This window comes from Rhizobium sp. P1_E6 (assembly GCF_056405875.1).
Genome location: NZ_JBFUBG010000003.1, coordinates 27442 through 48263 on the forward strand (window position 1 = coordinate 27442; position 20822 = coordinate 48263).

The 20822-nt window shown below is 59.3% G+C and carries 18 protein-coding genes and 1 tRNA gene; 10 read left to right on the plus strand and 9 right to left on the minus strand.

The window, feature by feature from the left end; translation table 11 throughout:
• The first annotated feature begins 45 nt into the window (after positions 1-45).
• The gene (locus tag AC1D35_RS02780) at positions 46-660 is read left to right on the plus strand and encodes an FMN-dependent NADH-azoreductase (protein ID WP_113309163.1); all 615 of its coding nucleotides are present in this window, start codon (positions 46-48) and stop codon (positions 658-660) included.
• Between the two features lie 152 nt (positions 661-812).
• On the opposite strand, the gene AC1D35_RS02785 is transcribed toward AC1D35_RS02780, so the two are convergent.
• On the minus strand, positions 813-1391 hold the full coding sequence (locus AC1D35_RS02785) for a TetR/AcrR family transcriptional regulator (RefSeq protein ID WP_113309164.1): 579 nt from the start codon (positions 1389-1391) through the stop codon (positions 813-815).
• Between the two features lie 106 nt (positions 1392-1497).
• Here AC1D35_RS02785 and AC1D35_RS02790 point away from each other — a divergent pair, with 106 nt between their 5' ends.
• Positions 1498-2274 carry an SDR family oxidoreductase gene (locus AC1D35_RS02790; RefSeq protein ID WP_113297843.1) on the plus strand — a complete coding sequence of 259 codons (777 nt, stop codon included), beginning with the start codon at positions 1498-1500 and terminating at the stop codon, positions 2272-2274.
• An 11-nt stretch (positions 2275-2285) separates the two neighbouring features.
• Here AC1D35_RS02790 and AC1D35_RS02795 read toward each other — a convergent pair whose 3' ends face one another.
• The 3 genes from AC1D35_RS02795 to ilvA all read right to left on the minus strand — a co-directional run bounded on the left by AC1D35_RS02795 (position 2286) and on the right by ilvA (position 5411).
• Positions 2286-3554, minus strand: a complete 1269-nt coding sequence (locus AC1D35_RS02795) for a GGDEF domain-containing protein (protein WP_113309165.1) — start codon at positions 3552-3554, stop codon at positions 2286-2288.
• Positions 3555-3794: 240 nt separating this feature from the next.
• Positions 3795-4124 carry an HlyU family transcriptional regulator gene (locus AC1D35_RS02800; protein ID WP_113297845.1) on the minus strand — a complete coding sequence of 110 codons (330 nt, stop codon included), beginning with the start codon at positions 4122-4124 and terminating at the stop codon, positions 3795-3797.
• 36 nt (positions 4125-4160) lie between these two features.
• Positions 4161-5411, minus strand: coding sequence for a threonine ammonia-lyase (ilvA, locus tag AC1D35_RS02805; RefSeq protein WP_113309166.1), 1251 nt, complete (start codon positions 5409-5411; stop codon positions 4161-4163).
• A gap of 195 nt (positions 5412-5606) precedes the next feature.
• Here ilvA and AC1D35_RS02810 point away from each other — a divergent pair, with 195 nt between their 5' ends.
• Positions 5607-5969, plus strand: a complete 363-nt coding sequence (locus AC1D35_RS02810) for a VanZ family protein (protein WP_477854127.1) — start codon at positions 5607-5609, stop codon at positions 5967-5969.
• Positions 5970-6264: 295 nt separating this feature from the next.
• Here the strand turns inward: AC1D35_RS02810 and AC1D35_RS02815 are convergent.
• Positions 6265-6350 (minus strand) — tRNA-Leu (locus AC1D35_RS02815).
• 149 nt (positions 6351-6499) lie between these two features.
• Positions 6500-7096 (minus strand): NAD(P)H:quinone oxidoreductase type IV, encoded by a 597-nt coding sequence (wrbA, locus tag AC1D35_RS02820; RefSeq protein ID WP_113297848.1) that lies wholly within the window; start codon positions 7094-7096, stop codon positions 6500-6502.
• Positions 7097-7326: 230 nt separating this feature from the next.
• Between wrbA and AC1D35_RS02825 the strand changes: the two genes are divergently transcribed.
• The 7 genes from AC1D35_RS02825 to AC1D35_RS02855 all read left to right on the plus strand — a co-directional run bounded on the left by AC1D35_RS02825 (position 7327) and on the right by AC1D35_RS02855 (position 17170).
• Positions 7327-8103: a competence/damage-inducible protein A gene (locus AC1D35_RS02825; protein WP_113309168.1), complete on the plus strand. Its 777-nt coding sequence runs from the start codon at positions 7327-7329 to the stop codon at positions 8101-8103.
• 99 nt (positions 8104-8202) lie between these two features.
• Entirely contained in the window at positions 8203-9045 is an 843-nt protein-coding gene (locus AC1D35_RS02830; RefSeq protein ID WP_113297850.1) for a universal stress protein, read from the plus strand.
• 168 nt (positions 9046-9213) lie between these two features.
• Positions 9214-9711: a xanthine phosphoribosyltransferase gene (gene gpt, locus AC1D35_RS02835; protein WP_113297851.1), complete on the plus strand. Its 498-nt coding sequence runs from the start codon at positions 9214-9216 to the stop codon at positions 9709-9711.
• Positions 9712-9893: 182 nt separating this feature from the next.
• A complete protein-coding gene (locus tag AC1D35_RS02840) occupies positions 9894-10484 on the plus strand; it encodes a hypothetical protein (RefSeq protein ID WP_113297852.1) in 591 nt (196 codons plus the stop codon).
• A gap of 582 nt (positions 10485-11066) precedes the next feature.
• Positions 11067-14879, plus strand: a complete 3813-nt coding sequence (locus AC1D35_RS02845; RefSeq protein WP_113309169.1) for a vitamin B12-dependent ribonucleotide reductase — start codon at positions 11067-11069, stop codon at positions 14877-14879.
• 288 nt (positions 14880-15167) lie between these two features.
• Positions 15168-15839 (plus strand): response regulator transcription factor, encoded by a 672-nt coding sequence (locus tag AC1D35_RS02850; protein ID WP_113309251.1) that lies wholly within the window; start codon positions 15168-15170, stop codon positions 15837-15839.
• Positions 15839-17170, plus strand: a complete 1332-nt coding sequence (locus tag AC1D35_RS02855; protein ID WP_113309252.1) for a sensor histidine kinase — start codon at positions 15839-15841, stop codon at positions 17168-17170. The genes AC1D35_RS02850 and AC1D35_RS02855 overlap by 1 nt, the downstream gene beginning before the upstream one ends.
• Before the next feature lie 290 nt (positions 17171-17460).
• Here AC1D35_RS02855 and AC1D35_RS02860 read toward each other — a convergent pair whose 3' ends face one another.
• From AC1D35_RS02860 to AC1D35_RS02870, 3 genes are all read right to left on the minus strand, one after another.
• Positions 17461-18450: a potassium channel beta subunit family protein gene (locus AC1D35_RS02860; RefSeq protein ID WP_113309253.1), complete on the minus strand. Its 990-nt coding sequence runs from the start codon at positions 18448-18450 to the stop codon at positions 17461-17463.
• Between the two features lie 283 nt (positions 18451-18733).
• On the minus strand, positions 18734-18922 hold the full coding sequence (locus AC1D35_RS02865) for a hypothetical protein (RefSeq protein ID WP_113309276.1): 189 nt from the start codon (positions 18920-18922) through the stop codon (positions 18734-18736).
• 181 nt (positions 18923-19103) lie between these two features.
• Positions 19104-20798 (minus strand): dihydroxyacetone kinase family protein, encoded by a 1695-nt coding sequence (locus AC1D35_RS02870; protein ID WP_113309254.1) that lies wholly within the window; start codon positions 20796-20798, stop codon positions 19104-19106.
• Positions 20799-20822: the final 24 nt, after the last annotated feature.

Consider the following 20822-nt stretch of genomic DNA (forward strand, 5'->3'; position numbering starts at 1 on the left):
GCTCCCAACGGGCCGCTGAAACCCAATTCGAGAGGAAATTCAACTATGTCTTCCATTCTTCTTCTGACGTCCAGCCCGCGTTCGGAGTCTCTTTCCACTTCAATCGCCGTGGAGCTCGCCGATAAACTCAAGGCTCAGAACCCCGGTAGCGTCGTCGTGCGCCGCGACCTTGCTGCAAACCCGCTGCCGCACATCGACGATCTCTTCACCGGCGCCATCCGCAAGCCGCCGGAAGCCCGTACCGCCCAGGAAACTGTTGCCGTCAAGACTTCCGACGAACTCGTCAACGAACTGCTCGCAGCCGACAGCATCGTCATCGGCACCGGCCTGATCAACTTCAACATCTATTCTTCGTTGAAGACCTGGATCGATAATGTGGCCCGCGCCGGCCTCACCTTCAAGTACACTGAAAGTGGCCCGGTTGGCCTCGCCACCGGCAAGAAGGTCTATGTCGTCCTCGCTTCCGGCGGCGTGTATTCCCAGGGTCCGGCTGCCGGCATGAACCATGCCGTCCCGTATCTGAAGTCGGTTCTCGGCTTCCTCGGCATTACCGACATTGAAACCATCTATGTCGAAGGCCTGGCCTTCGGCCCGGAAGCTGCGGAAAAGGCCATCGGCGCCGCCAAGTCGCGCGTCGAGGAACTCGCTCTCGCTGCCTAAAGCGTGTCGCGATCTTTCAGATCGCTTGCCACGCTTCAGATCTTTGTTCGATGCATGTCGTTATCGCAAAACCGCTGCACACTTTTGCGCTACATGCTTTAACCGACAAATTCAAAAGTTCCACTCGAGGGGGCCGGTGCAAGCCGGCCCTTTCATTTTGCCGAGAAACCATCGACGAAGGACCGGACCGTCTCCAGGATTTCTTCAGGGAGTTTTTCGTCGTCGGCAATGCGTGCAAGGCCGATCGCCCCGGTCATCAGGCACGAAACGATGATTGCCTTGCGGCGCGCTTCCGCCTCGTCGGCCGCGTTCATACGGCCTGTCATATTTCCGAGATTTGTCTTCAGCTGTTCCGTCGCAAGCGAGCGGCATTTCTCACCGCTGCGGGCAAGATCAGCGGTAAGCGCGGCAAAGGGGCAACCGCCGCTTACGTCATCGCGATGGATCTCGCTCAGGTAATTGGCGGAATATTCCGCCATCGGAATATCTGCCGGTGCCCTGCCCTCTGAACGCACCTTCGCTTCCCAGGAGCCGAAAGCCAGTTTCATGGCTTCGGCCACCATCTCGTCACGCGACGCAAAATGCTTGTAGAAACCGCCGACCGTCAGGCCCGCCTCCTTCATCAGGTCGGCCACGCCGAGCCCTTCCAGTCCTCTCTCTCGCAGGCGCTTCGAAGCGATCTCGACGATCCTGTCGTGCGTCTTCTGCTTTTCCAGTTGCGAATGACCCATCGAAAATCTCCCGATATGCGGACTTGACTCAATTGGATTACAATCATAATCCTTCTAGATGTCGATCATAATCTAGATCGAGCCGTTTTCCAATAGGAGCCATTCCATGCGTCTCAAGAACAAGATCGCGCTCATTACCGGCGGTAACAGCGGCATCGGACTTGCCACCGCCAAGGTGTTTCTCGCCGAAGGTGCCAAGGTAATCATTACCGGCCGCAATCCGGAAACACTCGCTGCAGCCGAAAAGGCGCTTGGTGGGCAGGTGCTGGCGCTGAAGATCGATCTCACCGACGTTGCGGCAGCGGAAAAGATCTTCGCCGAGGCCGCTTCAAAGGTCGGCAAGTTCGATATCGTCTTTGCCAATGCCGGCATCGGCGGCGCGACGCCTCTCGGTCAGACCTCGCTGGAACAGTTCGAGAAGATCATCAGCACCAACCTGACCTCGGTCTTCTTCACGGTCCAGTCCGCGTTGCCGCATCTGAACGATGGCGCTTCGGTTATTCTCAACGGCTCCGTCCACGCCGTTCTCGGTGCGCCGGGCTGGTCGGCCTATGCCGCCACGAAGGGCGCCGTGCGCTCCATGACCCGCAACCTCGCCTCCGAGCTTGCGCCGCGCGGTATCCGCGTCAATCAGGTAACGCCGGGCGGCACACGCACGCCGATCTGGTCGCCCTATGCGCAGTCGGAAGATGCGATGACGGCACTGGAAGAAAAGCTCGGGAACATGAGCGCGCTCGGCCGCATGAGCGAAGCAGACGAGATCGCAAAGGCCGCGCTCTATCTCGCCTCCGACGATTCCAGCAATGTCACGGGGATCGAAATTACCGTCGACGGCGGTATGACGAGCGCTCCCTCCGGCGCCAAGATTTTCCGCGCCGCCTGAGCGAACGGAAGCTAGCCGACTTTGACGACACCGGAGCGGCCGACAACACAGTTGCGGCCGCTCTTCTTTGCCTCGTAGAGGCGGCTGTCTGCCGCAGACAGCACGGTGGTGAAGCTGATGCCATCCTCGTCGGCGGTTGCAACCCCTATGCTCACCGATACCGATGCATCATCGGGCGTCTTTACACTGGTCACGATCGTCCAGCGCAGGCGCTCGGCGAGCAGCAAGCCTTCGTCATGACCCGTGCCGGGGCAAACGGCGACAAACTCTTCGCCGCCAAAACGGAAGATACGATCGCTCGAGCGCAGCGTCATTCCGAGCCTCGCGGCAATGGCCTTTAGAACCTCGTCGCCCTGAAGATGGCCGAAGCCATCATTGACGTCCTTGAAATGGTCGGCATCGATAATGAGAACGGTGGCATACTGGCCCTGCCGAAGCGCCTCACGCACCATCAGCGGTGCCTCCAGCTCCATGCGGCTGCGGTCATAGACGCCGGTCAGCATGTCGCGGCCGGTTCGCTCCAGTAGGTCGTTATAACGCTCACGGAATGTCAGATCGCCAAAGAGGTCGCTGATCGAGCGGGCGGAAGCGGCAACGCCGTCCCGGCGGATATGGTATTCATAGATGGCAAACATCAGAGAATAGAGGCAGACGGCCAGCATCTTGGCTTTCCATCCCGCCCAGAAGGCCGTCATCGGAACGCCCATGAAATAGTGCAGCCCGCTGAAGAATAGGATCTGGTCAAAGGTCAAAAGCACCAGGCCAGAGGTCATGAAACGCAGCACCACGCGCCGGCGCATGAAGTCGCCAAGCTTCTCGTAAAGCAGGATGATGCCGAGCGAGTCGAGGTAGAGGATTGCCGTTCCCCACACCATCAGCCAGCCCATTTCCTTCAGGAAATTGACGTCTGCCGGATGGCCGGGCGACAGTTCCAGCGGCTGATGAAGCTGCAGCACCCAGGCAATGGCGACGGTCAGGAGATTACCGAGAAACAGACCATAGATCGGCTGGCGGACGGTTGCCGCATCCTCCTGCAGGTAGAGCATGAGGATCATCATCAGCTTACCGGAAAAGAAGATCGAAGACCCCGGCGAGACGTTCCCGAACGGCAGGGAAACATAGAAGACCGCGGCGAGATAGGTCTCCATGAAATGCATGACGCCGAGCGCAGTCAGGAAGACGCCCAATCCGAGGCGTTGGCGAAAATGCAGGAGACTGACCATCAGCACGAAATAGCCGACAGCTTCGACGATGAAGAGCGCGGCGTTGAAGAGCTCCATTACGGCCCTCCGCCGACAGGACCGCGCGAGACAGCAGCAGCCGCTGCGGCAGATCTTCTGGTCAATCGTCCGGAAAGTTCAAACACAAGCGGCGCCCTGCAAAACCTGCAGGCGCCACCTTCACCAAAATCCTTTAAGATTAGGTGAGCAAACCAGCAGTTTCCGTCACGGAAATGCTGTCATAGTTTTGAAAAACAACGGGAAATTTGGTCTTAAACAAGACTTGCCGGCTAACGGCGCTCAGACCTGCCGAAGCTTCTCGCCATCGCCGAAGAGAGAAGGGCCGTGCTGATCAATGATCTGGTGCGCCTTGCGCACCGTGCATTCGATCGCATCATCGGACGAGGAAAAGAGATCGGCGCGAATGAACTTGCGCACAAGAACGTCCTCACCAACCTTCTTTTCGATGCGGCCGGCCAGACGATACTGGCCGCCTTCCTTCTGCGGCTCGGCATAGATGGTGCAATCGCCATAGAGCTGCGGCTCGCCGGAAGGACCCGCAGATGCCTCGTTGGAGGATTTACCGCCGCCGGAGAAGACCGAAAGAATGTTTGAAAGGAACGAAGCCATAATTCGCCTTTAGCACGCAGTGCAGTGGACGCAAAGTCAAATGATCAGGTTTGCGAGGATCTCGTTTTCGGTAATGTCCTCGAACCCCATGCCTGACCTTTCGAAATTGGCGACGAGCGTCGCGAAGTTTTCCGGAGCCGTCGTTTCGATGCCGATCAGGATCGAACCGAAATTGCGCGCCGATTTCTTGAGATATTCGAAGCGGGCGATATCGTCATGCGGTCCGAGAAGATTGAGGAAGTCGCGCAGCGCGCCGGGGCGTTGGGCAAGGCGCAGGATGAAGTATTTCTTCAAGCCGGCGTAGCGCATGGCGCGTTCCTTGACATCGGGCAGCCGCTCGAAATCGAAATTGCCACCCGAGACGACGGCAACGATCGTCTTGCCCTTGATGGCCTGGCGATCCATGGCGGCGATCGCCGTCAGCGACAGGGCGCCGGCCGGCTCCAGCACCACGCCTTCGACGTTCAGCATCTCCTGAATGGTGACGCAGATGGCGTTTTCCGGCATCAGCTTGACCTGATCAGGCGAAAACGTCTTCAATGCTGCGAAGTTCAGGTCGCCGATACGAGCGACCGCCGCACCATCGACGAAATTGTCGACTTTGGGGAGCGTCACCAGTTGCCCCGCCTCGAGGCTGCGGCGAAGGCTCGGCGCGCCGGCAGGTTCGGCAAAGACGAAGTCGGATTGCGGCACGATGCCATCGAGAAAGCCGGTGATACCAGCGGCAAGGCCGCCGCCGCCGACCGGCAGGACGACCATGTCAGGCACCGTGCCTTCAGGAAGCTGCTGCATGATTTCTGCGGCGACAGTCGCCTGCCCCTCGATGATATCGACGTGGTCGAATGGCGGCACCATGACGCCGCCGATCGCCTCCACATGGTCGCGGGCAGCCTGATAGCACTGATCGAAGAAATCGCCGATGAGTTCAATGGTGATGAAGCCGGCGCCAAACATGCGAGTCTTGTCGATCTTCTGCTGCGGCGTGGTAACCGGCATGAAGACGACACCCGGCACGCCGAAATGGCGGCACACGAACGCAAAACCCTGCGCGTGATTGCCGGCGGACGCGCAGACGAAGGTCTTGCCGCCCGCGCCCTCGGCGATCGCCTTGCGGAAGAAATTGAACGCGCCGCGGATCTTGTAGGATCGCACCGGCGAAAGATCCTCGCGCTTCAGCCAGATATCGGCGCCATAGCGAGCGGAAAGGTGATCATTAAGCTGCAGCGGCGTGGCGGGGAAAAGGCTGCGCATCGCCTCTTCGGCGCCTTCGACATCGTGTCTTGTCACGTGCGTTCGTCCATTTTTCAGAAATCCAACGCCGCTATGACACAGCCAGCCAGCGGAAAGAAGCCCGTTTGCGCCATTTGCGGTTCGCTCGATGAAAGGCTTCCTTAAGTGCGTCTTCAGATCACGCCCACTATCCACGTCACGTGGACGGCTTTTAACTTGATGGCGCATAGCGATTGCTAATATGACGACATCATGACATCCAAGATCGCAAAGCCACTGGCCTGGCTTCTTCTCGCCTTCATCGTGTTCGTGACAGTTTCGCCGATCGAATTGCGACCACACACGATCGAGACACCGGATATTGACCGTGCCGCGGCTTACCTGGCGGCAGGACTGGCTTTCGCTCTTGCTTATCCGAGACGATGGAAGACAGTCGCCGTGCTGCTGATCTTCGGTGCCATCGCGATCGAATATCTGCAGTACCTGTCGCCGACGCGGCATGCGCGCCTTCACGATGCAGGCGTCAAGGCAATGGGCGCGGCACTCGGCCTGATCACTGGCTGGGTCTTCAACAAATGGCGTCAAGCGAAAACCGGGGCGGATGCCGCCGCGTAATTTGCCAGACGCTGACAAGGGACTTGGACGTTAAAGCCCGCGTATCTGCAAGGCCCAGAAGAACAGTGGCACTGCTGCCACCACCGTTGCCATTAGTAGAACGGCACTCATTTTGAAAAGTCTGACGCGCCGCGTTCTTGCTCCATCCCAATCGTAAACCATCGTCTTACTCCCACTAAGACAATACCTACTCAACCGCACAGTGCCTACATTTCTTGCACCGTTGAGACCACAGACAAGCGCTGCCTATGGTTCATTCATCTTATACAAGCACATTCGAACGCGTTTATGAAGATGGTGCGAGCGACGGGGATCGAACCCGTATAGCCTAAGGCCGAGAGATTTTAAGTCTCTTGCGTCTACCAGTTTCGCCACGCTCGCGCGCCGTCCAGATCAACGACTTGGGCGGATTCGTCAAGAAAATGTTTGCGCGACCCACGGCGACCGGAGAGCCTACCTAAGGTATCACCGTGTCAAAATAAAACGGCGGCCCCAAGGACCGCCGTCTCACAGAAAGATTTTAGCTGAACTCAGGCGAGCTTTGCAGTGATCTTGGCGACATGTGCGCCCTGATACTTGGCAGCTTCAAGCTCGATTGCCGAAGGCTGGCGCGAGCCGTCGCCGTTGGTGATAGTGGATGCGCCGTAGGGCGAGCCGCCCTTGACTTCTTCCGTGCCCATCTGCCCCTGGAAAGCATAGGGAAGGCCGACATAGGCCATGCCGTGATGCAGGAAGGTCGGGACGAAGCCGAGGATCGTCGATTCCTGGCCACCGTGCTGCGTGGCGGACGAGGTGAACATCGAGCCGACCTTGCCGACGAGCTTGCCGGTGAACCACAGGCTACCGGTCTGGTCCCAGAAATTGCGCATCTGCGAAGCGACCGTGCCAAAACGCGTGCCGGCGCCGACGATGATCGCATCGTAATCAGGCAGTTCGTCAACGGTGGCGATCGGCGCTGCCTGGTCGACCTTGTAGTAGGATGCTTTGGCGACTTCTTCCGACACCAGTTCCGGAACGCGCTTGACGACGACATCAGCGCCGGCGGATTTCGCGCCTTCGGCTACGGCATATGCCATGGTTTCGATGTGGCCATAAGCCGAGTAGTAGAGGACGAGAATCTTCGCCATTGTTATCTCCATCAAAGGATTGATTGAATTTCCTGACCGCAAGGGTTCTATCAGCGCATCCGGTTGAACACAGCCCTGCCCCGAAGAACTCACTGTTCACTGGCTGTAGACGAAAATTCACTTGCCCTTTCGTTTGGGGTTGAACGAGCCTTCAGTTTAGCCGCTTTGCCGTTTGCAAAACGGCTAAACGACGCTACCTATTTGCAAGCTTCACACCACGGAATATCCCCATGAGCAATGAGACCGTCGTTACCGCCGCCATGCTAGCCATCGGCGACGAGCTTCTTTCCGGCCGTACCAAGGACAAGAATATCGGCCACCTCGCCGACATGCTGACCATCTCGGGCATAGACCTGAAGGAGGTTCGCATCGTCGCCGACGAGGAGGATGCGATCGTTGAGGCGCTAAACGCGCTCCGCGGCAAATACGACTATGTCTTCACCTCCGGCGGCATCGGACCGACGCATGACGATATCACTGCGGATGCCGTCTCGAAGGCTTTCGCCGTGCCCTGCGAACATGATGCGGCGGCGATGGCGCTGCTCGCCGAGATGTACAGGCGCCGCGAGATGGAATTCACCGAGGCTCGTCAGCGCATGGCACGCATGCCACGCGGTGCAGCCCATATCGCCAACCCGGTTTCGACCGCGCCCGGTTTTGTCATCGGCAATGTCTATGTGATGGCCGGCGTTCCGCAGGTGTTTCAGGCGATGGTCGACAATGTGCTGCCGACGCTGCGGACGGGCACGCCCGTCGTCTCGCTCGCCATCGCCTGCCCATATGGCGAAGGGGAGATAGGCACGCCGCTGGCGGCGATCCAGAAGGCGCATCCGGAGACCAGCATCGGCTCCTATCCGCGTTACGTGGGGCAGAAATTTTCGACCGAGATCGTGGTGCGTGGTCGCTCGCAGGATATAGTCGAGGCTGCGGGTGCGGACGTGCGGGCCATGATCGAGGATATCAGACGCAGGAAGGACATTGCCGAAAACCATTCGGCGGAAGCGTGAAGACTGTGTGCGGCCTTGATCCCGGTCAAGGAACCGCCCCGCATTCCCGAGCATTTCTTTCCTCGCGGACCATCATTTCAGCCGCAACGGAGAATTGATATGTCTTATAAAACCATTCTCGCCATTCTGGATACAGCAGACAATAGTGGCGCTGTTGCCGATTTCGCCTTTGCCATCGCCGCAGAAAGCGGCGCCCATGTGATCGGCCTACATGCCGAAACGATCGCCGCCGTCCCGCTGGTCGCGCCGATGGAAATTCCCGATCCGGTCGCCGTGCAGGCGCTTCAGGACATGGCCCATGCCGAGACCATCGAGGTCGAGCGTATCTTCCGTGCCCGTGCCGATGCTGCAGGCGCTTCCTTCGAATGGCGAGCTTTTGTGACGTCGACCGGATACGGCTCTGCACCGCTGATCGAAAGCGCGCGCAGTGCCGACCTGCTGATCGCCTCGCAGGCTGATCCGGCACGGCCCTCCGACAGCCACGTGGACGTCGACGAATTCCTGTTCGAGAGCGGCCGGCCGGTGCTGATGATCCCCTACATCATCCGCCAGCCGAAGCCGATCAAGCGTGTGCTGATTGCCTGGAACGGCTCGAAGGAAGCAACGCGAGCCTGCTTCGATGCCCTGCCGATATTGAAGGCCGCTGAAGCCGTAGAGATCTTCTCCGTCGATCCGGCCGAGACCGCAACCCGATCGGCGACGACTGCCGGCGCGGAGATCGCCGCAACGCTTGCACGCCACGGCGTGAACGTGACGCTCGCCACGGCCGCAAGTGGCGACAAGAACGCCTCGCACGTCATCGAGAACCGGCTTTCGGACGACAGCATCGACCTTCTCGTCATGGGTGCCTACACGCATTCCTGGCTGTGGCAGACGATCTTCGGTGGCACGACGAAGACACTTTTGCAGTCCATGACGGCGCTGACATTGCTGTCGCGTTAACGTCGCTCTTGCGTTTTGCCTCCAAATCCCGCTAATTGCGGCGACCGATGATATCAGGCTTCGGCATCCATCGCGCAGTTCCGGCTGCGCGATTTGCGTTTTGCCAGCCGATACCCACGCGGTCGCCGGCAAACGGCGTGTTGTTTTTTCATGCCGCGGAGTAACCCGATGTCCCTTCCCGATAAAGCCTTCCCCGTTTCCTGGGATCAGTTCCACCGTGATGCGCGTGCGCTTGCCTGGCGGCTTGCCGGACTCGGCCAGGAGTTCAAGGCGATCGTCTGTATCACCCGTGGCGGCCTCGTTCCGGCGGCGATTATTTCGCGCGAGTTGAACATCCGCCTCATTGAGACGGTCTGCGTCGCGTCCTATCACGACTACGTCAATCAAGGCGACATGGTGCTGCTCAAGGGCATTGCGCCTGAACTGATGGAAAACGGCGGCGAAGGCGTGCTTGTCGTCGACGATCTCACGGATACCGGCAAGACAGCCGCTCAGGTGCGTGGCATGCTGCCGAAGGCGCATTTCGCCTGCGTCTACGCCAAGCCGAAGGGCGTGCCGACGATCGATACCTTCATCACCGAAGTCAGCCAGGACACCTGGATCTACTTCCCCTGGGATATGGGCTTCACCTACCAGGAGCCGATCGCCAAGGGCGCTCGCGGCTAACAGCCCATGCCGCGAGTAACCTCCGGCTTTACGACCGAAAATTGTCCCAATATTTGTCTCCCCGATAGCAGCTTCCAGCCCCGTTCGGTAACGTCCATTTTATTTTATTAGCATAGGCTCAGGCAACTACCGGTCGCAATAACCGGATATAAAGTGTAGCTGAATGCGGTTGGGGAAACGCAATGGCGTGCTGGGGCAAGATACGAACGGCAGCGGCCTTCGGGCTGATCGGCTGCCTGTTTCCTTATACGCCTGCCGGGGCCGAGCCGGCCTATATCAGCGTCGTGCGCGAATATGTCGAAACATTCGTCCGGCCGGTGGTTAAGGCTCCCGTCGTCCTGAAGGCGATCGAGGAGCAGAACGCCAGATTCAGCGATGTCAGCGAGATGGACATGCGGGTGCTGGACGAAACCTACCAGGCGGAGGTCGCCCAGGGCAATTTCCAGATGGTCAGGGCGCTGGTGGCGAAATCCGTCTCGCATTATCTCAAATCGAAGCAGGATGATTCGCAGGGAACGATCCTCGAATTCTTCGTCACCGACTGTCACGGGCTGAATGTCGGACAGAGCACCATCACGACAGACTACTGGCAGGGCGACGAGGATAAGTTTCTGCAAACCTTCGCCCGCGATTCGCAGGAGATCTATATCAGCCCGGCGGAGCGCGACGAGTCGACCCAGCTTCTGGAAACCCAGGCAAGCTTCGTGATCACCGACGAGGCGGGCAAGCCGATCGGCACGGCGACCGTCACGATTGCCATCGACGCCCTCTAGAAAGTGCTGATTTCCCTCAACGAATCGCCATGCGCATTTGCGTCTCAAAAGCCATCCTAACTTTTACCGCAGCCGGTTTTTTTGGCATTCCGGCCTCTTCCTAGCCTGGTCGTTGCTGCAAGCCCTTGTATTTTCAGGCTTACCCGACTTTCCCCAGTCTTCACAAGGCCATCCACAAGATGTTGTGGTTAGCATTCGGTTAAGTTCCACCCCTTGACGGAATCAGCCGTTTCAAACTTAATGTTTCAGATGTTGCGGCGGCGACTGAACCGGAGGTAACGAGACCGGTTCTCCCAAGGAAAATTAAACGCAGAATCAGGGTGTTGGACCGCCGAACGCGGTGACGCCTGCAGGATTTTTTGCGCCTTTTTCCAGCCTCAAAAAGCGACATCGGGGACTGGTAAAAATAAGCTGTTAACACTATATTTAGTGTTTGCAGCCAGCCTCACCACAAGATACAGGACAGACATCTCCGGATGACATCCTGTCACAAGACGGAACGAGCACTGGCCGCGCGAAGGGACAACGCGTAGCCGGACGGGAATTTTGCGCCCTTTCGGGTGCCAACAAGAGGTTAAGAACATGCGCATCGAACGTCGGTTTACGAAGGCTGGTCAAGGCGCCTATGCGGATATCGAATTCCGCAAGGCGACGAGCGAGATCAAGAACCCGGATGGGTCGATCGTTTTCCGCCTCGAGAACATCGAAGTTCCCGCGCAGTTTTCCCAGGTCGCCACCGACGTCCTGGCGCAGAAATACTTCCGCAAGGCCGGTGTCCCTGCCCGCCTGAAGAAGGTTGAGGAGAACAGTGTCCCCTCCTTCCTGTGGCGCTCCGTTGCCGACGACGCTGCGCTGAAGGATTTGCCGAAGGACGAACAGACCGGCTCGGAAATCGACGCGCGCCAGGTCTTCGATCGTCTCGCCGGCACCTGGACCTATTGGGGCTGGAAGGGCGGCTATTTCTCTTCCGAGGAAGATGCGGCAGCGTTCAAGGATGAGCTTGCCTATATGCTCGCCACGCAGCGCGTTGCCCCGAACTCCCCGCAGTGGTTCAATACCGGCCTGCACTGGGCCTATGGCATCGACGGCCCCGGCCAGGGCCATTTTTATGTCGATCCCTTTACCGGCAAGATTACCAAGTCCAAGTCTGCCTACGAACATCCGCAGCCGCATGCCTGCTTCATTCAGTCCGTCGAAGACGATCTCGTCAACGAAGGCGGCATCATGGACCTCTGGGTTCGTGAAGCGCGTCTCTTCAAATACGGCTCCGGGACCGGCTCCAACTTCTCCATGCTGCGCGGCGAAGGCGAAAAGCTTTCCGGCGGCGGCCGCTCCTCCGGCCTTATGAGCTTCCTGAAAATCGGCGACCGGGCTGCCGGCGCCATCAAGTCTGGCGGTACGACACGCCGTGCGGCCAAGATGGTCGTCGTCGATATCGACCATCCCGATATCGAGGAATACATCAACTGGAAGGTCAAGGAAGAGCAGAAGGTTGCCGCTCTCGTGACCGGCTCCAAGGTCGTCGCCCAGCATCTGAAGGCGATCATGAAGGCCTGCGTCAATTGCGAAGGCGACAATGGCGACTGCTTCGACCCTGCCAAGAACCCCGCCCTGAAGCGCGAAATCCGCGCTGCCAAGAAGGATCAGGTTCCGGAAAACTATGTCCAGCGCGTCATCCAGTTCGCCCGCCAGGGCTACAAGGACATGGAGTTCAAGACCTACGACACGGACTGGGATTCGGAAGCCTATCTCACCGTTTCGGGCCAGAACTCCAACAACTCCGTCTCGATCAAGGACAACTTCCTGCGCGCTGTCGAGGAAGATGGCGATTGGAACCTGACCGCCCGCAAGGACGGCCGGGTGATGAAGACGCTGAAGGCCCGCGATCTCTGGGAAACGATTTCCTATGCCGCCTGGGCATCGGCCGATCCGGGCATCCACTTCAACACGACGATGAACGACTGGCACACATCGCCGGCCGGCGGCCCGATCCGGGGCTCGAACCCGTGCTCGGAATATATGTTCCTCGACGACACCGCCTGCAATCTTGCCTCGTTGAACCTCCTGCAGTTCAAGGACAAGGCGACGAAGCGCATCAATATCGGCGACTACGAACATGCCGTTCGTCTGTGGACCGTCGTGCTCGAAGTCTCGGTCATGATGGCGCAGTTCCCGTCGAAGCGCATTGCCGAGCTTTCCTACGAATACCGCACGCTCGGCCTCGGCTACGCCAATATCGGCGGCCTGCTGATGTCGACGGGTATCCCTTATGACAGCTCCGAGGGCCGCGCCATTGCCGGTTCGCTGACGGCGATCATGACCGGCGTCTGCTACGCGACATCGGCCGAAATGGCTGCCGAACTCGGACCATTCCCGAACTTCGCGCCGAACCGCGAGCACATGCTTCGCGTCATCCGCAACCACCGCCGCGCTGCGCATGGCGAAAACACAGGCTACGAGGCGCTTTCCGTGAACCCGGTCGCGCTGATCCATTCGGAAAACCCCGACCAGGATCTCGTAGCCCATGCGAAGTCTGCCTGGGACAAGGCGCTTGAGCTCGGCGAAAAGCACGGCTACCGCAACGCGCAGGTCTCGGTTATCGCACCGACCGGCACGATCGGCCTCGTCATGGATTGCGACACGACCGGCATCGAGCCTGACTTCGCTCTGGTGAAGTTCAAGAAGCTCGCCGGCGGCGGCTACTTCAAGATCATCAACCGCGCCGTTCCGGATGCGCTGCGCACGCTCGGCTATTCCGAAAGCCAGATCGCCGAGATCGAAGCCTATGCTGTCGGCCACGGCAATCTGAACCAGGCTCCGGCCATCAATCCCTCGACGCTGAAGACCAAGGGCTTTACCGACGAGAAGGTGGAAGCCGTCAATGCCGCTCTGAAGAGCGCCTTCGATATCAAGTTCGTCTTCAACCAGTGGACGCTCGGCGCCGACTTCCTCAAGACCACTCTGAAGGTCTCCGACGAACAGCTCGGCGACATGAGCTTCAGCCTGCTCGACCATATCGGTTTCTCGAAGAAGGACATCGAGGCTGCCAACATCCATGTTTGCGGTGCGATGACGCTGGAAGGCGCGCCTTTCCTCAAGAAGGAGCACCTGCCGGTTTTCGATTGCGCCAATCCGTGCGGCAAGATCGGCAAGCGTTATCTCTCGGTCGAAAGCCATATCCGCATGATGGCGGTTGCCCAGCCCTTCATCTCGGGTGCGATCTCCAAGACGATCAACATGCCGAACGAGGCGACCGTCGAGGATTGCAAGAACGCCTACATGATGTCCTGGAAGCTCGGCCTGAAGGCGAACGCCCTCTACCGTGACGGCTCCAAGCTTTCCCAGCCGCTCAACGCCTCGCTGATCGAGGACGAGAGCGACGAGGATGCGCTTGAGGATCTGATCCAGCAGCCGGCAGCGGCCCAGGCCGTGACGGTGACCGAGAAGATCATCGAGCGCGTGATCGAGCGTGTTTCCCGCGAACGCGAGAAGCTGCCGAACCGCCGCCAGGGCTATACCCAGAAGGCTGCCGTCGGCGGTCACAAGGTCTACCTGCGGACCGGCGAATTCGGCGACGGCCGTATCGGCGAGATCTTCATCGACATGCACAAGGAAGGTGCCGCCTTCCGTGCGATGATGAACAACTTCGCCATCGCCATCTCGCTTGGTCTGCAATATGGCGTGCCGCTGGAAGAATATGTGGAGGCGTTTACCTTCACCAAGTTCGAGCCGGCCGGCATGGTCATCGGCAACGACGCGATCAAGAACGCCACGTCGATCCTCGACTACGTGTTCCGCGAACTCGCCGTCTCCTATCTCGGCCGTCACGATCTCGCCCATGTCGATACGTCTGATTTCTCCAACACGGCGCTCGGCAAGGGTATCCAGGAAGGCAAGACGAACCTGCTTTCCACCGGCTGGACCCGCGGCTACAAGCCGACGCTGGTCTCCAATACCGGCATCGAACGTCAGGGCGGCGAGCCGAAGGGTGCGGCAACTGCGGCCCCTGCCCGCGCTTCCTCGACCGGCTCGGTGACGTCGTTTGCTGGTGCTGCCGCCCGCAAGCTGGAGCCGACAGTGGCGATTTCGACTTCCGAAATCGTCGCCTTCAAGCGCGACTATGAAGAGCGTGCCAAGGAATTGGCAGAAGAGATTGCCGAAGAGGTGATCGAGGAAACCGGCACCGAGGCAACCGCCCTCTTCTCCGACAAGGCCGCAGCCGACGCTGCCTCCGCCAAGACGGAAGCCAAGAAGGTGGAAGCCGAACGCCGCGCCCGCTCGATCATGCAAGGCTACACGGGCAACATGTGCGGCGAGTGCCAGAACTTCACGATGGTGCGCAACGGCACCTGCGAGAAGTGTGACACATGCGGCGCGACGAGCGGCTGCAGCTGATTTCTTCGGGAAAATTCAGGTCGGAGCAGACCCACCAGAAAGCAACTCCAGGCGCGCAAGTGCCTGGAGTTTTTCGTTCGGAGGCGATTGGTATCTCATGGGATTTGCCAGGCTCAGACCATCTCGGGAACGACTAATGACTATTGCTCCTGTGGCGAAAGGCGCACGATCATGCGATCTCCTTTATCCAACTCGTAGCGACCCATGACTTCCCTCGCTCGAAACGCTCACGCCGTAATCCTGTCGCAATGGTCGTCGTGAACATAGGATCGAAAAGGTGGGCGAGACATGAAGATCCTGTTGGTCGAAGACGAGACAAGGCTGGCGGAAGCGGTTGCGGCTTCGCTTAGCAAGAAGGGCATCGCGGTGGACCACACCGCTCTTCTTGGGGATGCAATCGAGCTGGCTCGACAACAAACCTACGATGCGATCCTGCTTGACAGACGCCTGCCAGACGGCGACGGCATCACATTCATTCCTTGGCTACGAAGCTCCGGCGTCGTGACCCCGGTCATCGTCCTGACTGCCAGAAACGAACCGGCGGAAAGGGTCGCGGGCTTGGACCTCGGCGCCGACGACTATCTGGGCAAGCCGTTTCTGATGGAGGAGCTTTTCGCTCGACTGCGCGCTGTCATGCGACGCCCGTCGGCCTTGGCGGAGCCGTCCATAATCGCAGGACGGATGACCGTGGATCCGATCCGGATGGACGTCATGGTCGGTGAACTGCAGCTCGACCTGCCTCGTCGAGAGCTGATGGTGCTCGTTACCCTTGCGAAGCGAAAAGGTAAAACTGTCCTCAGATCGGCGCTGGAAACCGAAATCTACAATTACGAGGAGACGATCCAATCCAACGCGCTGGACGCTCATGTGTCGCGACTGAGAAAACGCCTAACTGACGTGGACGCCGGCGTGTCCATCCACAACATCCGCGGGGTCGGATATCTGCTGAAGGAACATTGATGCGATTTCCGAATACGTCGCTGTGGTGGAGACTTAACTGGCAGCTCAGCCTGCTATTCGTCGGCACTACGGCATCGGTGATCGTCGGGCTGTGCATCTACGGGGCGATGATCCTTTCTCCGAACGTCAGCATGGAGCGCCGGCTCCTGAGCGCCCTGGAAGGATCCCTGAGCTACGAACCTGGACGAGGGCTTCGCATCGAAGACAGCGAACGGCTCCGAGCGTTGAAGAATGATACCCCAAATCTCTTTTTTTACGCCGCAGCCCCGGACGGAACGGCAGTGGCATATGGAAATATTCCACCTGCCTACACACAGCTCGCCAAGTTCGTGCCGCTTATCAAGGACGCCGACATTCGTGGCACGGGAGCAACCGCCCCTGTACCGGCTTCAGTCGACGACATCGAGATCAATACGACCGAGATCCGGGTGCTTTATGGCGGCCGCAACGGAAACGAGTCGATATTCCTCACGATGCTTGGCGGCACATACAAGATCTACGTGCCCCTGCTTGCAGTTACCCTGCCCGCCCTCTTCCTCGCCGTGCCGCGACTGGTCAAGCGTTCGCTCTCAGGATTGAGCGAGGTCGTTCGGAAAGCGCCGGAGATCGACCCGCGCCAGCCAGGATCTCGGCTGCCAGTGGATCGAGTTCCGAGCGAAGTCGTTCCGCTTATCCACGCATTCAATTCTGTTCTGGAGCGGCTCGAGCAGCAGTTCGCAGCCAGAGAACGTTTTCTCATCGATGCCGCACACGAGCTCCGCACGCCGATCGCGGTCATGCAGACGCGTATCGATACGACACTGGAAGGAAGCACGCGCGACACCATGATGGATGACATCGGCCGTCTAAGGGAGACGGCGGAACAATTGCTCGACTTCGAACGGAGTGAGCAGTCTCTCGAGCCACATGAAAATGTCGATCTGGTGGAAGTCGCCAGAAACGTCGTCGCCGACCAAGCCCCGCTCGCCATAAGAAATGGATATGAAATCTCGTTCGACAGTGACGTGGACGAGCTTTATCGGCTGGCAAGCCGGTCGGCGATGTCACGCGCCATAGGCAACCTTGTGCGCAATGCGATCGACCATGGCGGAAATAGCGGCACGATATCGGTGCACGTGTTCCAAAACGGAGGAATCTCGGTCTCGGACGAAGGCCCGGGAATTCCATCAGCGCATCGTGACCTCGTGTTCGAACCGTTCTACAGGGTCACGCCGCGCAGCACAGGTGCCGGTCTCGGATTGAGTATCGTGAAGCAGATCGTGACCCGTCACCACGGGAGCGTAGCTCTCGAAGGTAGTCTGACGGGAACCACGGTGACCATCAGCCTGTGACAGATACATTTTCCGTCCGATTCTGCCCTTTTTCGCATGGTGTCGCAAAGGTAGGATCGCAGGCGTCCAGCCAACAAGGTCAAGACAGGGCCTTGGCTACAGTGAAGTCATCAACCCACCAGCACGCGTATGAAAGACCGGTTCGAGGCGATCAACTTGGCTGCCACCCGTTCCAACGCGCGGTCAATGAAGGGGCAGTGAAAATGAAATGGCCGAACCATAAAGGTCCGGCCATTTTCCTATTAGAATAAAGATAAGAGCAGAGGTGCTCGATCTAGCTTTGGCCTTGCCTAGAAGCGGCGCGGTGCTTCCGGCTTGTTGCCGACGATGCTGTCGATGCGCTCCAGCACGTCTGATGTCACCTTATCCTTATGCGACAGAGCCGCGAGATTGTCCTGCAACTGGCTTGCACGCGATGCGCCAAGGATGACGGTCGAGACGTGCTTGTTGGCGAGGCACCAGAGAAGGGCGAGATGGGTGATCGACAGGCCGATCTCGTCTGAGAGCTTTGCCAGCTCGCGAACCTGTGCAAGCTGGGCGCGGCCGGCATCGGTCGACCACTTTTCCTTCAGCCATTCGTAGCCTGGCAGGTTCATGCGGCTGTCGGCCGGTACGCCATCATTGTATTTGCCGGTCAGAACGCCGGAGGCGAGCGGTGACCAGATGGTGGTGCCGAGGCCGATCAGGTCGTAGAGCGGAAGGTAGTCGGCTTCGACCTTCTGGCGTTCGAAGATGTTGTATTGCGGCTGCTCCATGGTCGGCGGCGTGATGCGCAGATCCCGGGCGACGGCGTAGGCTTCCGTCAATTGCTGCGCGGACCATTCCGACGTGCCCCAGTAGAGCACCTTGCCCTGGGCGACGAGATCGTGCATCGCGCGGACCGTTTCCTCGATCGGCGTGTCGATATCCGGGCGGTGGCAGAAGTACAGGTCGAGATAGTCCACCTGCAGCCTTTTCAGCGCTGCGTGGCAGGCGTCCGTCACATGCTTGCGCGACAGGCCGCGCTGCGTTGGCTTCTGGCCTCCCCAGAAGACCTTGCTGGAGACGACATAGCTGTCGCGGCTCCAGGCAAGCGACTTCAGCGCCTCGCCCATGACGATTTCGGACTTGCCGCTTTCGTATCCCTCGGCATTGTCGAAGAAGTTTATCCCATTGTCGTAGGCGAGCTTCATGAGATCGATGGCATCGCCGCCATTGACCTGCTTGCCGAACGTGACCCACGATCCGAAGGAGAACTCGCTCACTTTCAGACCCGATTTTCCCAAACGACGATATTCCATCATGCAGCTCCCATTGGTTATGAAAATGGGCCGCCTCGGGACCGAGGTCGGCGTGGTGTGAATCAAGCAATTATCGATTTTTTGTACTCTATGTCATCGGCAACGATATGCGAAGCTCCGCCATCGCAGGAAACTGCGTCCTTTCGCATCACCTCTGTTCATCTGACAATATTGGATCGCTTTCAATGACTTCAACGGCGAAAGCCGTCGCTACCCGGTCCGCTGTGCTAGCGATCCAGCATTCAGTCAACTTCGGAACCTCGTCTGGCGGACCGGCAGTTTGTCAATAACTGCAAGGTCTATCGTTGCCAAATCCGCCCAGGCACGCCGGTCGGAGCCCAAAGTCAGCGCTTCGCCCATACCCGACCGAGCCGGTCTGGATCGAACTATCCGAGCTCGTCGTGCAGGACGATGCCATGACTATGACGACGACAGCTGCCCCGGCTGCCAACAGTTTTCGAAATTGGGACATTTTATTTACCCCCATACCGATAACGACGACATCGGAACCCCATTACAGGCTCGTGTCATCGCTAGGGAAATAGGCTGGTCCGAAGCTCCGGAAACCGCGCGAGCAATCAAGATTTCGTCATTCATGCAGCCTGCAGAAATTCGCAGCCGGGTGTTAAACCCACCGGCTGCCAGAACTGAGACTAAGCCTCATTCGCCCCTATTGCCTTAAGCCACACGGTCACTGCCACTGCACCACCGTCCGGATGACCGATAGCCCGGTCGCCGAGGTAGCTTGCACGGCCCAGCCTTGGCCACATCGCCTTCGTCGCTTCCGCGCCGGCAATTCCGGCGGCAATCGCCTCCTGCCAGGCTTCTTGGGTTGCCTGTCCCTTTCCAAGGTTCGCGATGAAGGCATCCGCTGCCGGGCGCAAGGCGTCGATCATGGTCCTGTCGCCGGGCTTTGCTCCGCCGAGGTCGGAGACGGCCTGAACGGCGGCGGAGAAGGCTTCGGCCATCTCGACTGATGTCGGGGCCTCAATGCCTGCGAGCTGGCGTGACGCGCGCATCAGGGCTGTGGCGTAGAATGGTCCGGAGCTGCCGGCAATTGCGCGTCTGACGGCATCGCCCATCGCCATCAGGCCGCCTGCGACATCCGCAAAGGCAGTGTCGGGAAGTGCTAGAACGGCTTCGGCACCGCGCGTCATGCTGGCGCCGAGATCGCCATCGCCGGTGATGCTGTCGAGTTCGGTCAGATGCGCTTCTGCGGCGATCAGGGCGTTCGCGATGTTGTGCGCCGCCTTCTGGAGCTGCCTGCCGGAGGCAGTGATCGCGCGGGTTTCGGCTGGGTTTTCAGCCGCCCGTGATGAAGGGAGCTCCCGGTTGCGATTGACCACTCCACCCCTTGGCCAGGCATCTGCCTTTGTCGGCGCATCGATCAGTTCGAGGAACCTGATATCGACATGCAGGATGGAGAGCGAGAAGCCCGGCATGTCCAGGGCGGACAGGAGCGTGCCTGCCCAGGCTCGTTCGACCGCCACACCTTTGCTCTCAAGCGCTGCGAGTGCAGAGCGGGCTACGATCGACAGTTCCATCGGCGGGGTCGCGCCGAGACCATTGATGAGCAGGGCGACGCGATCGCCCTTCTTGAGCTTTCCGTCTGCCTCGATCGTTTCCAGCACGATCGACACAAGCTGGTCGACCGGCGCGATCGGCATCCGCCGAACACCCTGCTCGCCATGAATGCCGAGGCCGACTTCGATCTCCTGTTCACCCAGGGAGAAACCCGGCTTGCCGACGGCCGGCAGGGTGCAAGATCCAAGCGAGATGCCCATGGAGGAGAGTTGCTCGGAAGCCGAGCGGGCGATGCGGGCCACGTCCTCCAGCGGCAGGCCCTGCTCGGCGGCGGCGCCTGCGAGCTTGTGGACCAGAACCGTGCCGGCGATGCCGCGGCGACGGTCGGCAGGAACGGTTTCCCGCAGCGCAACGTCATCGGCGACAACGACGATCTCGACGGGGATGCCTTCCGCGCGCGCTAGTTCCGCCGCGAGGCCGAAATTCAGGCGGTCGCCCGTATAATTCTTGACGATCAGCAATGCGCCGGCCTGGCCGCTTGCGGCCCTGATGCCAGCAAGAACGGCATCGGTGCTCGGCGACGTGAAGACGTCGCCAGCGACCGCCGCCGTCAGCATGCCGCTGCCGACATAGCCGGCATGGGCAGGTTCGTGGCCGCTGCCGCCACCTGAGAGAACGGCGACCTTGCGCTTGGCAGGTTCGGGAAGATCTGACCGGATCACGACGTTTTCGTCGGCCAGCAATATGGCTGCCGGGCTGAGTGCAACGGCCCCTTCCAGCATTTCCCGTACGACGGAGGAAGGATCGTTGATCAGCTTCTTCATGGTTCTCTCCCAACAACCAGCCTA

What these genes read in the sequence shown, in the direction of transcription:
- AC1D35_RS02780 (WP_113309163.1), top strand. Translation starts at nt 46, where the DNA reads ATGTCTTCCATTCTTCTTCTGACGTCCAGCCCGCGTTCGGAGTCTCTT.
- AC1D35_RS02785 (WP_113309164.1), bottom strand. Translation starts at nt 1,391, where the DNA reads ATGGGTCATTCGCAACTGGAAAAGCAGAAGACGCACGACAGGATCGTC.
- AC1D35_RS02790 (WP_113297843.1), top strand. Translation starts at nt 1,498, where the DNA reads ATGCGTCTCAAGAACAAGATCGCGCTCATTACCGGCGGTAACAGCGGC.
- AC1D35_RS02795 (WP_113309165.1), bottom strand. Translation starts at nt 3,554, where the DNA reads ATGGAGCTCTTCAACGCCGCGCTCTTCATCGTCGAAGCTGTCGGCTAT.
- AC1D35_RS02800 (WP_113297845.1), bottom strand. Translation starts at nt 4,124, where the DNA reads ATGGCTTCGTTCCTTTCAAACATTCTTTCGGTCTTCTCCGGCGGCGGT.
- AC1D35_RS02810 (WP_477854127.1), top strand. Translation starts at nt 5,607, where the DNA reads ATGACATCCAAGATCGCAAAGCCACTGGCCTGGCTTCTTCTCGCCTTC.
- wrbA (WP_113297848.1), bottom strand. Translation starts at nt 7,096, where the DNA reads ATGGCGAAGATTCTCGTCCTCTACTACTCGGCTTATGGCCACATCGAA.
- AC1D35_RS02825 (WP_113309168.1), top strand. Translation starts at nt 7,327, where the DNA reads ATGAGCAATGAGACCGTCGTTACCGCCGCCATGCTAGCCATCGGCGAC.
- AC1D35_RS02830 (WP_113297850.1), top strand. Translation starts at nt 8,203, where the DNA reads ATGTCTTATAAAACCATTCTCGCCATTCTGGATACAGCAGACAATAGT.
- gpt (WP_113297851.1), top strand. Translation starts at nt 9,214, where the DNA reads ATGTCCCTTCCCGATAAAGCCTTCCCCGTTTCCTGGGATCAGTTCCAC.
- AC1D35_RS02840 (WP_113297852.1), top strand. Translation starts at nt 9,894, where the DNA reads ATGGCGTGCTGGGGCAAGATACGAACGGCAGCGGCCTTCGGGCTGATC.
- AC1D35_RS02845 (WP_113309169.1), top strand. Translation starts at nt 11,067, where the DNA reads ATGCGCATCGAACGTCGGTTTACGAAGGCTGGTCAAGGCGCCTATGCG.
- AC1D35_RS02850 (WP_113309251.1), top strand. Translation starts at nt 15,168, where the DNA reads ATGAAGATCCTGTTGGTCGAAGACGAGACAAGGCTGGCGGAAGCGGTT.
- AC1D35_RS02855 (WP_113309252.1), top strand. Translation starts at nt 15,839, where the DNA reads ATGCGATTTCCGAATACGTCGCTGTGGTGGAGACTTAACTGGCAGCTC.
- AC1D35_RS02860 (WP_113309253.1), bottom strand. Translation starts at nt 18,450, where the DNA reads ATGGAATATCGTCGTTTGGGAAAATCGGGTCTGAAAGTGAGCGAGTTC.
- AC1D35_RS02865 (WP_113309276.1), bottom strand. Translation starts at nt 18,922, where the DNA reads ATGTCCCAATTTCGAAAACTGTTGGCAGCCGGGGCAGCTGTCGTCGTC.
- AC1D35_RS02870 (WP_113309254.1), bottom strand. Translation starts at nt 20,798, where the DNA reads ATGAAGAAGCTGATCAACGATCCTTCCTCCGTCGTACGGGAAATGCTG.